The organism is uncultured Planktosalinus sp., assembly GCF_963973675.1.
In the GTDB taxonomy this organism is placed as follows: Bacteria; Bacteroidota; Bacteroidia; order Flavobacteriales; family Flavobacteriaceae; genus Planktosalinus.
Genome location: NZ_CAXBAN010000017.1, coordinates 1 through 13586, shown reverse-complemented (window position 1 = coordinate 13586; position 13586 = coordinate 1). Strand labels below are relative to the sequence as shown.

General features: G+C 32.6%; 16 protein-coding genes and 1 pseudogene. All 17 read right to left on the bottom strand.

Features of this window, described 5'->3' with window-relative positions; genetic code table 11:
• On the bottom strand, positions 1-539 hold a 539-nt coding region (locus AACY61_RS01450; RefSeq protein WP_339609483.1), incomplete at its 3' end, for a type II secretion system F family protein.
• Positions 529-1002 (bottom strand): prepilin-type N-terminal cleavage/methylation domain-containing protein, encoded by a 474-nt coding sequence (locus tag AACY61_RS01445; RefSeq protein ID WP_339609481.1) that lies wholly within the window; start codon positions 1000-1002, stop codon positions 529-531. The genes AACY61_RS01445 and AACY61_RS01450, both read right to left, overlap by 11 nt.
• A complete protein-coding gene (locus AACY61_RS01440; RefSeq protein ID WP_339609479.1) occupies positions 992-1315 on the bottom strand; it encodes a hypothetical protein in 324 nt (107 codons plus the stop codon). The genes AACY61_RS01445 and AACY61_RS01440 overlap by 11 nt, the downstream gene beginning before the upstream one ends.
• Entirely contained in the window at positions 1303-2517 is a 1215-nt protein-coding gene (locus tag AACY61_RS01435) for a hypothetical protein (RefSeq protein ID WP_339609477.1), read from the bottom strand. The genes AACY61_RS01440 and AACY61_RS01435 overlap by 13 nt, the downstream gene beginning before the upstream one ends.
• A gap of 29 nt (positions 2518-2546) precedes the next feature.
• Positions 2547-3017 (bottom strand): hypothetical protein, encoded by a 471-nt coding sequence (locus AACY61_RS01430; protein ID WP_339609475.1) that lies wholly within the window; start codon positions 3015-3017, stop codon positions 2547-2549.
• A gap of 2 nt (positions 3018-3019) precedes the next feature.
• Complete coding sequence (locus AACY61_RS01425) at positions 3020-4882, bottom strand: hypothetical protein (RefSeq protein ID WP_339609473.1); 1863 nt, start codon at positions 4880-4882, stop codon at positions 3020-3022.
• Positions 4883-5560, bottom strand: coding sequence for a hypothetical protein (locus tag AACY61_RS01420; protein ID WP_339609471.1), 678 nt, complete (start codon positions 5558-5560; stop codon positions 4883-4885).
• A gap of 846 nt (positions 5561-6406) precedes the next feature.
• Complete coding sequence (locus tag AACY61_RS01415; protein WP_339609469.1) at positions 6407-6898, bottom strand: hypothetical protein; 492 nt, start codon at positions 6896-6898, stop codon at positions 6407-6409.
• An 8-nt stretch (positions 6899-6906) separates the two neighbouring features.
• Positions 6907-7635, bottom strand: a complete 729-nt coding sequence (locus AACY61_RS01410) for a M91 family zinc metallopeptidase (protein WP_339609485.1) — start codon at positions 7633-7635, stop codon at positions 6907-6909.
• Positions 7624-7776, bottom strand: a pseudogene (locus AACY61_RS01405) (RHS repeat-associated core domain-containing protein); the annotation flags it as partial. The pseudogene AACY61_RS01405 and the gene AACY61_RS01410, both read right to left, overlap by 12 nt.
• Positions 7777-8419: 643 nt before the next feature.
• The gene (locus AACY61_RS01400; protein WP_339609467.1) at positions 8420-8641 is read right to left on the bottom strand and encodes a hypothetical protein; all 222 of its coding nucleotides are present in this window, start codon (positions 8639-8641) and stop codon (positions 8420-8422) included.
• A 2-nt stretch (positions 8642-8643) separates the two neighbouring features.
• Positions 8644-10254 (bottom strand): hypothetical protein, encoded by a 1611-nt coding sequence (locus tag AACY61_RS01395; protein WP_339609465.1) that lies wholly within the window; start codon positions 10252-10254, stop codon positions 8644-8646.
• Between the two features lie 131 nt (positions 10255-10385).
• Positions 10386-10565 carry a hypothetical protein gene (locus AACY61_RS01390; protein ID WP_339609463.1) on the bottom strand — a complete coding sequence of 60 codons (180 nt, stop codon included), beginning with the start codon at positions 10563-10565 and terminating at the stop codon, positions 10386-10388.
• A gap of 120 nt (positions 10566-10685) precedes the next feature.
• Positions 10686-11342, bottom strand: a complete 657-nt coding sequence (locus tag AACY61_RS01385) for a hypothetical protein (RefSeq protein WP_339609460.1) — start codon at positions 11340-11342, stop codon at positions 10686-10688.
• Between the two features lie 199 nt (positions 11343-11541).
• Positions 11542-12231 carry an RHS repeat-associated core domain-containing protein gene (locus AACY61_RS01380; RefSeq protein WP_339609458.1) on the bottom strand — a complete coding sequence of 230 codons (690 nt, stop codon included), beginning with the start codon at positions 12229-12231 and terminating at the stop codon, positions 11542-11544.
• 62 nt (positions 12232-12293) lie between these two features.
• Positions 12294-12827 (bottom strand): RDD family protein, encoded by a 534-nt coding sequence (locus AACY61_RS01375; protein ID WP_339609457.1) that lies wholly within the window; start codon positions 12825-12827, stop codon positions 12294-12296.
• A 272-nt stretch (positions 12828-13099) separates the two neighbouring features.
• Positions 13100-13586 (bottom strand): hypothetical protein (locus AACY61_RS01370; RefSeq protein ID WP_339609455.1); only part of this gene is annotated, 487 nt, incomplete at its 5' end.

The window sequence follows — 13586 nt, the reverse complement described above, 5'->3', positions numbered from 1 at the left end:
CAAGGTAGGGCTACTTGGTTCTGCCTAAAGATATCAACAAACATGGGCACCACATAATTCAACATAAAAAAAACGACAATGCAAGCAGTAATCAGTACAATGATGGGATATGACAAAGAAGTTATGAGTTGTCTTTTCAGTTCATTTTTACGATTGAAATATTCCCTTAAGTCGCTTGTGATTTTATTGAGTTGACCAGTATGTTCACCAATTTTTATGGCATGGAATTCATAAGGAGTGAAATTTTTGTTTTTCTGTAAAGCTTCAGATAATGAACTTCCTGCTACAATCTCCTTTGAAATATCCTCGACCAAGGCTTTGTCTTTTTTCTTCGATTGCATTTCAGAAATCAAATCCAAAGATGCTTTTAAATTAACTCCAGAATTTAACAACAAACTAAGCTCTGCATAAAACTGTTCTTTTGCCTTGTTTGAAAAGGAATTTCCAAAAAGAGTAATTTCTTTATTTAGAAAATCGGTTTGTGATTGACTCTTTAACTTTGATCTGTTTTCAGTATTTTTTTGAATTTTAATTCCCATTTTCAACTAAATAAAAGCTTGCATCATTATCCTTATATATAAAAATAGAGGTAGGTGTCTTTCTATCTTTAAATATAATTTTTAAAGCATCAACCTTACCCGTTTGAATAGGGTCTCCAGTCATAAACAATTCATTGATATATCCTCCATAAAATAATGTATCACTGCTTCTGTAAACGATGTCATCTTTAAAGTTATATGTTATGGAGTCCAACGGGGTTTTAAAAACCAATTCATCGGCAACTTCATTATAAAATATGTTGTGGTACTTGTTGAAGTCAACTGTGATTTGTTGTTCAATAAGTCTTGTAGTGGTTGATTCACTATAATTATTTTGGATGTCATAAATATTCTTGTTGACAAATTGTAAAACCGCAAAGGCAAGCCCCACAACTATAACACTTATTGCAAGTACTATAAGCATTTCAGTTAAAGTAAAAGAGGGGGCTTTTTTAATTTCCATAATAGATGGGCATAATTTTTTCAGTTCCATTCATTTTATTCTTTATTTGTAGGCTCAGGTAATCACCACTGCTTTCTAATATGATTTCCCATTTATGGGTTTCCTCAACAAAGGGAATATCCACTTTTTGATGTTTGGCGAGGTAAGTGATTTCATTAAGTCTATTGTTCAATTCAAAATCATTGGTTTTAACTGTAGAATTAAAAACGTTGTTTATACTGATGCTTGCTATCAAAAAGATTATTACAATAATGGCTGAGGCCACTAGGGTTTCTAAAAGAGTTGCAGCTTTTATTTTGTTTAGTACAACCATTTTACAAGTTTTTTGCTGCCATTTTCAAATGGTAATCCGCAGTATCTATCGGGTAGGCTTTTACCTGAAATGGCACCATTAAAAATATGATTTACATAGATGGAGCCAAATTTATTTGTAATAAAACGATGTGCATAAATAGTCCCTTTCACACTTCCATACAGTTCAATATTTCCTTCACAATAAACTTCTCCCACTAGGGTTGATGAAGGTGCTATGAAAATGTTTGTATTAGTATGATATTCATGAACATCTTCTGTAAGGAAAATCACAACTCCTTTCAAGATTGTGTTTTCTCCAATTTGAATGTTTGATTCTTTAATGCTGGTCTTCGTTTCCTCCAACTCCCTATTTTTATAAAAAATCAAAGAAGAAGGGTATTCCAAATAAACGTTTTCCTCAACGATTAGTTCTTCGCTGGCTAAAAAATAAGCATTCCCCTTAAAACCCGATTCAATAGTTATTTTTGGGGCAACTACTATGACATCTCTAAGTTTAGCATGTTTGGTCACAACAATTTCAGTTTCGCTTTTCAATATTAAATGACCTGTATAGCTTTCAGCAACAATCCACTTTTCATTCAAATAAACATAGCGGGTATCTTCAAAAAAGGAGTTTGTGACTTCAGTATTTGAGGCTACTGTTAAATCGTATTGCGTGGGTATATAATCCAGTAATGTTCTTTGATAATTTTTCCATAATGGGTCAAACTGGGGCAACCGACCAGAGGTTGTTTTAATATCTGAAATTGCAGGCAGAGTTCCTGTAAAGTAGTTTCCTGAAATATTTCCGGGCTTAATTCCCTTGTCAGAAACATAAACCATACCCACAACAATTGAACTTCCTGTCAACACTAATGGTAATCGGGTGTCCGATAATATTATTCCTGTAAATGGCTGTTCTACTTTTGTGCCGAGCAGTGCTTTTTTACTGAAAGTAAACCCATTTCGTTCAGAAATTGATGTTATATTCTCAAAAGCGCCCCAGTAACTTTTGTGAACTGTACTATTCACCTTGTCATCATGGACTGGTATTTCACTTGTGTAAATGATCCCCTCTTTTAGGATATTTTGATTGGCAACTGCTATGGTTTGCAAGAAAAACCCCTGTTGGGTTTTAAAAAAACTGTGTACATACGTGAGCATTAAAAAAGACAAGAGCAAAATGGCAATTAGCGTAGATGCCATTATGGCAAATTGCATAGTAGAGGCTTTTATTTTTTTTAAAGAGTTCACATTAACGGATAGTTCTTGGTTCTTCCCTTGTACCGTAACGATAAATCATTATAGGAACCATTTACAAGCTGGATATCCTCGATAGTCTCTCCTTTTTTAATAAGGTGTTGTCTGCCATTTATTTGTAGGATAAAAACGCTGGTCGATGCATCTTGGTCTGAAACAATACCAAGGTACTTTATATCCGGCCAGACAATATCCCCCTCATTTTTTTTATTTGTATTTGCGGATTTATTGCTCCTTTCGGTTTTTTTAACATACAAAGTACCTAAAAAGGGATCTCTCTCGATTGAAAGTAGAGAGAACGTGTCTTTTTCAGCTTTTGGAGTGGGTACAAATGTTTCAGGCGTTATGGTTCTTATATTTTTTGGACTGGAACGAAACGCATCATAAATTTTATAAATAAGAAATCCCCAAATTATAATAACAATGAACAAAAGTAGTTTAGAATTCTTTTTTTTCTTCATAACTATTCCTCTATACTTAAACTAAAGACGTCACTATCTTCACTTTGGTTTCCCGCTTCGTCAATTGCATTCATTAGCCAGTAATATGTTGTATTATTTGACAAAGTTGTAGTAAATGTACCAGTGGAAACATTTTCTTGTAAAACTAAATTTGATAAACTCACATCGTCATATATATAAATCACATCTTGCTCTGGAGTACCTGGAATGGGAGTTCTTTCCCAAGTAAAGGTAACATTAGTTGAGGTCAATACCGCTGTGTCTGTTGGCGATAGTAGCATTGGGCTATTTGGAGCTTGAGTGTCTATTGTAATAGATTGAGTTGTGTATTGGGTGTTTTGACTATTGGTTTCTGCACGCACCTGCCATAGCAATTCCCCTTCTGGAAAAGTAAAAGGAGTGTTGGTTTGGGTTGTTGTTTGCTCGTCCAATAATTGATTTGTGTTTGCGTTCAATACCTGTATTCTATAAAGCGCTGCATCTTGCACCATTTGCCATTGAATGTTTAAACTTGCTTGATTGGAAATAAAATTATTAGGTGGAGAAAGAATATAGACAACTCTGTCTGGAAAACTATCTTGGGTAGTAACAGTAAATGCATTGATATTACTAAAGGGTGTTTGTGATATTGCATTTCTTGCTTGAACACGCCATTCATAACTTCCTTCATTCAATGTTTGCATGTAGGAGGTTGTGAAAACTGTATTTTGATATGATTGTGTGGGATTGGTAAAATTAGGGGTTGCAATTTCTATAAAATATTCTTCAGCATTTGTTACTCCTTGCCACGTAAAATTAATGTCTTGAAAGTCCAATATACTTCCATTTGATGGAGCAATAAGCTGTACCGTTTGGCTGGAAATATCTACATCATTACTAATTGCTACTGTAAAACCAGCGGAGGTATATGGTGTTTGAGATGAAGAGTTCCTTGCTTTTACACGCCATTCATAGGTGCCGTCTTCTAAAGTTTGTGTTGATGTGGTTTCTGCTAATATTTCATTAACCACTACTTGAACGGGATTGGTAAAATTAGGGGTTGCAATTTGTAATTGATAGTCTTCAGCAAATTCAATAGCTCCCCAGGTAAAATTAATGTCTGAGATGTTCAGTTCAGTTCCATTTGGTGGGGCTACTAAAATTACGGTTTCTTGACTGATATCTCCATTAAAAGTAAGTGCATCAACAACAAAACTTCTCGAACTATAGGCTGTTTCTGAAGAAGAGTTTTTTGCTTTCACGCGCCACTCATAAATCCCATTATCTAGAATATGAGTAACATTAGTATCACTTGTTATGGAATCAAAAACAACTTGTAAAGGGTTTTCAAAGTTTGGTGTTGCGATTTGTATTTTATAATTTTCTGAAAAATTTACACTCTCCCAATTAAATGTAATTTCTTTTATATCTAGTGTGGCATTATTTGAAGGGGACAACAAGGTAAGTGTTTCATTTGAAATATCTTCATCAAAAACTCTAGCCTCAACAGAAAAAGAATTTATTGTATAAGCAGTTTGAGAACTGTTATTTTGAGCGCGCACTCTCCACTGATATTCATTATCTGGCAGTATAAGAGATGCTCTTTGGGTGTTGGAATTTAGAGTGTCAATAAATGTGCTATCAATAATTATTTGAGAAGGTGAAGAAAAATTTGGTATAGCAATTTGAATTTGATATTTAGTAGCCCCTTGCAAGGTATTCCAAGAAAAATTTACAAGAGAATCCAAAACAACCGAATTATCTGAGGGTGCTAATAAGAAAACTTCATGGCTTGAGATGTCTTCTTCAAAAAGGACATCTTCACAAGCTAAAGCCGCTATAAACAGCAATGGAAGTAGGGCTTTTATAAACTTAGTATTTTTCATCTAGAACTTGAATTTGTTTTTCTTTTTTACTATTTTTACAGATTTATAGCTAGTTTCACTGCACTGGGATCCCTTTGGCACCACATCAAACACAACAATTTTTCTCCTTTCATTTTGACCCCAACAAAACTCTGATGTTTGAAAACTAACAATGGTTCCTTCAGAAAATTCAACCTGTCCGGTTTTTCGATTTCCTGACCGAAGTTCTAAAGATAAGGTTTTTTGCCTATTTTGAATCAAGTAAATTTCTTCTGCTGCCAAAAGTTGACTTAAAATGGACTCAGGGAAAGTTATCCTCACTTGAGAGACTAACCTGTTTTGGTTAGTTTCCATGAGGTAACTTAAAAGGGTTGGATTTGTATTGATTTCGTTAATGACACGCAACTTATCAAGAATTTCTAGTGTCACATGGGTACTGTCTTGTTTTGGTTGTTGAATGGAGTCTTTTTTAATAAAAACTTGCCGTTGTTCAATTTTTATTTTTTCCAGATGTACTTTTACCGGTTCAGAAATAGAGAGTATAGTTTTTGGCTGGTAATTGGTGCCCAGTAAATAGGTTTCATAAACCCCAATGGTACCCAATTCAGGAAGTGTTTTTTTTACTTGAGTGGTATGTTTAAGAGAATCACAAGAAGATAGTAAACAAAAAATGATAAAAAAGAGCAGGTTGGTTTTCACAATCACAGGAAATTAGATGTTATTGAGTGTCTAAAAGGCAAAGATAGAAAACATTCTATTAGAGCTTCAAAATATAATTGAAATTTTGTGTGGGGTAATGGTAGGAAAAAAATGTGTAAAATATGTTTTATGAATACATACTAAAGAGGTAATCATTGAAGTTAAACAGGCACAGGAACAACTGGGTTTGATTTCAGAGCTCGACAAGGAAGACAGAGCAATATCTTTAAGATGATTGACAAAATGCTTACTTCTCAAAGTTTAAAGAGTTCTTTAAGAAAAATGTGACTTCGCTTTAGGGTATAAAAAGTTGCACTATGCCCATCTAAATTTAAAGTTAAAAAAATGAATACTAATAATAGCGCTTTTTGTATAAACATAACGTAGATAGCAATTTAAAAACCAAAGTATGCTCTCGAAATTTAGGGAGTGCGGCTTCGGGAGTTTATAATACCAATGAGATACATCACAACCCAAATCTGATAAACATCAAACCGATCATCAAGAAGTCAATTAAAGACTGGATTTCGTCTAATAAAAAACGAAACTGTATCAATAATTGTTTATTGAGCATTTCCGCCTGCCTTGTCAGCAAGGAAAATGTTATCTCTTTTAACCTTAGTACTTACAATACTTCTCCCTAGATTATCATTCTTTATTTTATCTGACTATTGAGGCTATTTTGAAAATAAAAAGTAATATTTAAAAAACAAATATTTCTTTTCAGTTTGATTTCTAATTCTTATCTAAGTTCAAAATTGAAGTCAAAAAAGAAGTTAAAGGATAATTTATCTAATCTAATCGCATCCTAAAAGCATAAAAAACCACCACTTGGGCGGTTTCTTATTATTGATTTTTACTATGTGTTGCTTCGTGTATCAGCTCCTCTTTTGAGTTTCTTTCTACTTTTATTCTTAATGTTGATATAGATTTATCAAACTCAATTTTCCGATTTTTTGTAGCGTTAAGATAACCAATACTAACAGCCTTAAGCCTTTTATTTTTCCAATATTTCCCATACTTATCTATTCCTCTCAAAGTGAGAGTATCATTTTCCATCGTTGCCAAAAAGCTCTTTTGTATAGACGTGGAATCGCTATCAATATTATTATAGTTTATTGTGGGAGTTCCATTTTCTTCAGTAATGTAAAATACTGATGAATCTGGGTAAATAAAACGATGCTCAATATCATTACCGTGTTCAATAATCTCTTTTTCAAAACCTTTTGGTAAAGATGTTTTTGCATCAACTATTTTTGTGGAAAAATGGATGCTTTTTTCTGTTGTCTTACAACCAACTAAGAAAGTCAACGCTATAATTATTGTATACTTTTTCATCTTATTAATTACTTTTTGTACCAAGAAGGCAGAATAGGTGCGTTGGTTGGGGCAGGGCTTAACATACGTGGCGGTAAACCAGCTCTTGCTCCTGTTCCAGCGTTTAGACTTGAATTGTAATGTGAACGTGCTGGAAGACCTAATTGTACTCTTAAGACATTTTCCCTATACGTTGCCTGCCATTCTTTTCTTTTTAATCCATTATGTAATCTATCATCTAATAAACCTCTATTGGCATCAAGACCTTGGAACATTTCGTGAGCTAAATTAGTTATACGGCTTTTGTTCGCTCCTGTTAATGTTATTAAAGGAGAACCAGAAGTGTTCCAATAAATTGTACCACCCGACCCACCAGAAAAATCTATTCCTGCTTTTTGGAGCATTGCATATGTTCCTGCTTGTTTAGGGTCAGTTGCCCATTGATTAGCAAAAGCTTTGTAGGTATTAGATGATTTAAACTCACTTTTTTTACTATCTACAATTGTAAAATTATTATCAGAACCTTGTAACTCAGAAATCATATTTGCTCCTTCACTTCCTTTTGAAATTTCTCCCAGGGCATTAACTGCTGTCTTTAAGAACCCTTTTAATTTAGTAGTTCCATCTTTTTTCACTTTAACTCCTTTACCTGTATAAGCTGTACCGTCTTTATTGTAAACATTTCCATTTTCATACAATATTTTATTGCCTTTATGCTGTATCCACAAGCTATCACCTTGCACATCAATAAAATACATTGGATTATTAGCCCCATAGTGATAAGGTGTTAAGCTTTCATACTTTTCAGCAAATCTGTCTATTTTATTAAATCTTCCGATTGCTGGGTCGTAATCTCTCCATCCGTAAGCGTAGGTATCTTTCCCAAGTTCTTCCTCTAATTCCTTTCCGTTTTATTTAAACAGTAACACTCTATATGTACTTTTTTAATTTTTCAATAATTTATATAATTCAAAATAACGTATTAACATCTCTAATAATACATTACCAAGCGGATATTGAACACAGAGAATTAAAAGAGAAGGCTTTTATTTTTTGTGAAGTTCGGCGTTTTTATGAACTTCCTAGAAAGCTTCTTTAGCCAAAACTGTTATCTTATCATTCAAATTTCTTATTTTATCAATATCTATTGGTATTGTTTCCGAAGGATGTGGTCCATCAAATAAAAAGTACCAAAAGTTTTTAATCTTATGATCAGAGTGATTTTTCAATATTGAAATCGTTAATGGTAAATCATTAGTTGTACTTTTTTGCAAACATTTTTGAAGAGAGTTTACAGCATCAGCATGCCACTCACCGTTAATACCTAGGTCAATCAGTTTTTTGTAATATTTTTTTAGGGACAGTATTTTTTAATTCACAGAAAAACTCTAAATGAGATTGGTACCTATCATATAACAAACCAGGCTAAAATCTTTCACCATCTGTAAAACCATAAAATTTTTTACCTTGATTTTCAAATGTCATCAAACTATTTTAATAAAATAAAAAAGAGTGGTTTTCTCCACTCTTTAGGATAAATTATTACATTAAAACCTCCCTCTTTGGGTTATTCCTTTCAGCATATTGCTTTATTTCAGATAATCCCTTATAAGGATAAATGCCATGATCAGTGAAAAGGATTGGGGTCTGGTAATCATCATTCGAAAATACTTGTGAAAATTCAATATGATTTTCTTCAAGTGCTTTTTTAGCTTCCTGGCTACTAATACTTGAGCCTCTCAATAATGAGTTTTTTGTTTCCATGACTATAATTGTTTTTGTTGTAAATAGCTATTTATTTTGTTAATAAAATCCCCTATAGGAATCTGTTTTTGTTCAAAAATAGTTGCTTCATTTTTATATTCGTGAATTCCTTTATGACATTCTTCAATATAATTTTTTACAAAATTCTCTTTGAATTCCTTTGATTTATTTCCACTTAATGGAGTATTGGTGTTTTTTACATTTACTTTTATATCATTTTCATTCATAATTCTATCAAAGATATCCAAAGTGAGCAAATAATCTTCTTTAGCATTAAAAAGTTCTTCACATTCTTTACTTAAGAATAGAGATTCTGATCCGGAATATTGTAAATTATTACTCTGGATTTCTTCCTCAATTAATTTAACTAACTGGCGAGCATAGTATTTCTCTATATCAATTTGGGGACAATAGATAAAACATAGAATATCCCGGTTGGTATCCACTTTTAATTTTTTGAAATATCTAAACTCTTCTTTAACTCCACCAGATGCATTCCCATTAAATAACGGCCTATAAATAATTAAAATATCGCTTTGTTCTACTAAAGCATAATCTCTTATACTTACTTGATCACTAATTAAATCTGATAATACTTCAAGAAGTGTGTTCATTGAAGTGTTATCCGTAGAAACATCTTCTATATTTTTAATCCACAATGCATTAACATCATTAAAACCGCTTTTATTGTATAAAATATCTTTTGGGTCTTTGTATTTTTTTGCATCCCACCTTTCTGTTAGTTTTTCAAAATATATTTTGGAATCACCTTCATCGGCAATTTTAAAATAAATTCTATACTCATCAATCGTTGTAGGAAGAAATGTAGTATGTTGGTAACTAAGTTTTTCTGAAATTTCATTAATTTCAGACATTATTTTTTCAACCTCTTGAGAATCCCCCTTTTTTTCTAATCTTCTTACTTCAGTAATTGGATGAGAAAGGTATACCTTTTTATAATCTTCATAAATTAAATTTGAGAATGATAAATAAGAGTGTTTTGTAGCAAACAGATAATTTTTCAAACCTAACTGCATTGCTATATATCTAGAAAATGTTGTTTCTGTAGCTCTCCAGTCTAATAAGCGTAACAACCTTAAGATTAATAATGATTTTGAGACATTATTGTCATCTCGGTAAATACCCCCAACTTCTGTAAGCCTGTGATGAATCTCATAAATATCATCTATTAGTGTAATAATTTTAGTAGGATTTATTTTAGAAACCTTCTTTAAGTTTACTAAAGATAAATATTCTTGAGTTTTATTATGAAAATAGCAAGCATGTAAATTAATTAAAATTGTTTTTGAAGGTTCTTTACTTCTGATGTCTTTAATAATGTTTTCAACTTTATCAAAAGAACAATTCCAAAGCCTTTCTAAAACGGGATAAGATTCTTGAAGTATATAATCTAGCCAAACTAATCTACTTTTATGAATTTCAGGTTTCATTTCATAATAAGTAGCTTCAATTATTTCATCAAATTTGATTAATATTGGAGTTCTATCTTTATGGCTTCGGTGAAATTCAGAAAAATTTGCAATGAAATTTTCTAATAATTCTTTTATTTTCATCCCCGACATTCCAGTAATAATAATTGTTTTTGGTTCCATTATCTTTTAGTAAAGTATCAATTTAAATTAAAGATATGCTTGTGAAATTAGAAATATTGACAATACTATTTCGGTGGGGATTGGTTAAATATAATTAATTTTAACAATATATGCCTTTATTCTTACTCATTTTATTTCCTGCGTGTATGTGAGATTTTGGTTTCAAGCAGGTTGGACTTCCCTGTCCCGGTACGTCCTAGAATATAGGTATGGTAAAGGCGGTCAAGCAGGTGGATGCCAAATCGGTCCCGCTTGTCCCGAAAGTTGGTTTCTGCAAAGTAGCATATTGGGTTGTTGGTATGATAACTCATTCACCCATTATTACTTCCCATTTAGGGTTGCAAAGGCGGGGGATGTTGTAGATTGCCCACAAAATACAAGTTCAAAGATTTCTTTCAGGAAAACATTATGGCGCTATAAAAAGGGATATTTTATCCTTTGTCTTTTCCTAAAAATGTCTTTCCTTTTTTAAACTCTTCACGTTCTTTTATAGTAGGGTTATATTTATTATCTAAATTTATCATTACTAACAAAATTACAGGTGCTCGATAAATGATTTGGCCGAATTCCTTTTCATTAGTAACTTCCATTAAATCTGATAGTAACGTCTTATTGTTGTAGCCCTGCTCCATCATTTTGTTCAATATTGCCCCTTGTTTATAAATTAATTTGCCTTCCCTCTCTTTTGTATCTACTGAAACTTTGTGCGGACATTGATTAAAGACTCCATCATTGATACGATATGAATTAAAATCAAACCCTTTATCTTCTATCATTTCTATAATGTTTGTGTATTCTTTATTAAAATCAATGGTTTCAGATTGTATATTCTTAAACACGTTCAAATAACTATTTTTATTATTCTCCTGTAACATTTTGGAATCCAACATTTTTTGCTCAATATCCAATATGAAATCATAAAAATCAAATGGGTTCTTGTCATATGATTCTAAATCTACAATGGTTGCGTTTACTACTTCATTAACACACTTTTTTAACTTTTCCTCTATAATGTTATTATTTTGAGATTGGCACGATGAAAAGGCAATAAAAATAAAAAGACCAATAGAAGTTTTTTTTAAGTCCATAATTAATTTTTTAAAGTTTTTGGGATAATAAGATAATTATAGGTTGGGATTTCTTGATGCATTTTTTTATATAAAGCATTACTGTTAGAACCGTGAACAGAGATATCGTAATCACCCATTCTGTTTCCCGTACCTGGATGGTAAATCTCTCCCCTCACATTTTCCTGCCTTGGACCAAATAAACTACCGCCCCTTTGTCTTATAGTAAAAGGAGCATAGAGATTCCTACCCCAGTACTACTACCGTCAAACGTGCCTGATCGATACATTGGAATATCATAATAAACTTGAAAACTTCTATCACCAGTTGTAAGAGTAGCCCAACCGCTCATCATTTCTTTGAACTGGGTATTACTAAAATAATCCGTTGAAAGAAAAGCCCAGGCTCCTTGAGATCTAGAGTGGTCTGCGGCAAACATAAAATGGTCAAATCTTCTTTGAGAACTTTTCCCTTCAGGGGAGTCTAAATCGAGTTTTAAAGCCTCGCTTCCCGTTACTTCTTTAACTTTTCCGCCTGAGACTTCCGTTCCTTCAGCTATTTCGGTGTTTCCAGTGGTTCCTGTAATTGTTTCTGCTGTTTCTTGATCAAATCCATACTGAGATGCGAATGTTTCTGCACTATCCCCAGCTTCTGCTATATAAGATGTAGAACCATCCTCATTTACTTGTGGATCCCATTCCATCAATCCTGTAGGATCTGTATAACGCACAGGGTTATTAAATCCATAACGGTATGGCGTCCAATCCGGATATTCCTCAGCTAGCGGGTCGATATTCATCCACCTACCCAGTGCAGGGTCATAATTCCTCGCCCCAAAATCATACATTTCAACACCGAACTCTGTTTGAAGTTCTTTACCGCCGAACTTGTACAGTAACCCTCTATACACCCTTTATTATTTTTTTCAAACAACGTGTTGTAGCTTTTGATATTAATATGTTAAGTCTTTCCTTAGGATTGTAATACTACAGTTTTAGCAAAAATATCGTGTAAGGTTCTATTTTTTTTCTTTCCATCAAACAATAAAAACAAAAAGTCAACAACTATAAATAAAAATGTCAAACTGCTAATTATACCCTGCAAAGGATATTTAGAAGACATCAAGGACGCAAAATACTTGAAGTCATTCACGTCCAATAAAATAGGGTCATTAAAAGCTAAATAATAAAATGGTATTGATAACAAACTTGGGAGTATGAAGAAAACATTTCTCAAATAGGATTGACCAATGCCAATTGAATTAAAATTTATACTTACCACCGTTAGTTTTAAAAAATGTTTACCAATTGTTTTTTTGTAGTAAAACTCCAGCAAAGGTTTGTAGGAAATTGATATTAGGGTGATTAACAAATATAAAATGAAACTTTTTTTACCTGTAATATTTAAATAATTTAATGGCATTACAACTATCGTAATTATTATTATATCAATAACGTATGCTAATAATCGATTTAGCCAACTTCCATATTTATTTACTTTTTCCATTATCTTTAATAACTTATTAACGCACTCTGAACACGAAGTGAATTTAATTTTAATTTTACTTCAACAAAAGGCTAATCCCTTTAATGATTAGCAATATTATGACTGCCCAAGAACTTACATACTGTTTCCAAGAGTTAAGACCATGGGCTGACATTTTAGCGGACTCCTTTTTATGTAGTATATATGTTAAAAAAATTAAAGATAATCCTATTAAAATTATCCCAGACTCAAAAGAATTTTCATTTAAAAAATCGTTTATCCTTTCCATGAGATTAAAATCTTTCTTTTATAAGTTCTGTGCCTTTTTTAATCAAATCTAAGCCTTTGCTAATGATAGTTTCATGGACTTGAGTTTCTACTTTGTCCAAAGTAACTTCCTTTTTAATCTTTTTCACCAAATCTTTCCCAACTTTTCCTATGACAACATCACCGCCAGCTTCTATAAGTTTTGAATCACCTTGTTCAGAATTACCATCACTATAATCTATCGAAGCACTCACAACTTTAGCACCAGCAGCAGTGCCATCAGCAATTTTTTGTAAAGGATAAGTTATATAAGCTGACGCTCCCCCTGAACCGACTGTAACAATTGTTGATGCTTCAGAGACTGCTTCGGCCAATTCACTAGTCCCATCTGCACCTGCTTGAACAACACCCTTAACTCCATCCTTTGTGCCTTCACCCACTTGTTTAGCAGCATCTGAATAAACAGCTAAGCGCTCATTATTTGTCTGATTTTTAGCTGGTTCAAAGCCAACA

Excerpts from the sequence above, each read along its gene's own strand:
- AACY61_RS01390 (WP_339609463.1), bottom strand. The coding sequence starts at position 10,565 with ATGAGTTATCATACCAACAACCCAATATGCTACTTTGCAGAAACCAAC.
- AACY61_RS01425 (WP_339609473.1), bottom strand. The coding sequence starts at position 4,882 with ATGAAAAATACTAAGTTTATAAAAGCCCTACTTCCATTGCTGTTTATA.
- AACY61_RS01435 (WP_339609477.1), bottom strand. The coding sequence starts at position 2,517 with ATGCAATTTGCCATAATGGCATCTACGCTAATTGCCATTTTGCTCTTG.
- AACY61_RS01400 (WP_339609467.1), bottom strand. The coding sequence starts at position 8,641 with ATGGAAACAAAAAACTCATTATTGAGAGGCTCAAGTATTAGTAGCCAG.
- AACY61_RS01395 (WP_339609465.1), bottom strand. The coding sequence starts at position 10,254 with ATGGAACCAAAAACAATTATTATTACTGGAATGTCGGGGATGAAAATA.
- AACY61_RS01415 (WP_339609469.1), bottom strand. The coding sequence starts at position 6,898 with ATGAAAAAGTATACAATAATTATAGCGTTGACTTTCTTAGTTGGTTGT.
- AACY61_RS01445 (WP_339609481.1), bottom strand. The coding sequence starts at position 1,002 with ATGGAAATTAAAAAAGCCCCCTCTTTTACTTTAACTGAAATGCTTATA.
- AACY61_RS01375 (WP_339609457.1), bottom strand. The coding sequence starts at position 12,827 with ATGGAAAAAGTAAATAAATATGGAAGTTGGCTAAATCGATTATTAGCA.
- AACY61_RS01410 (WP_339609485.1), bottom strand. The coding sequence starts at position 7,635 with ATGTATTTTATTGATGTGCAAGGTGATAGCTTGTGGATACAGCATAAA.
- AACY61_RS01440 (WP_339609479.1), bottom strand. The coding sequence starts at position 1,315 with ATGGTTGTACTAAACAAAATAAAAGCTGCAACTCTTTTAGAAACCCTA.
- AACY61_RS01385 (WP_339609460.1), bottom strand. The coding sequence starts at position 11,342 with ATGGACTTAAAAAAAACTTCTATTGGTCTTTTTATTTTTATTGCCTTT.
- AACY61_RS01430 (WP_339609475.1), bottom strand. The coding sequence starts at position 3,017 with ATGAAGAAAAAAAAGAATTCTAAACTACTTTTGTTCATTGTTATTATA.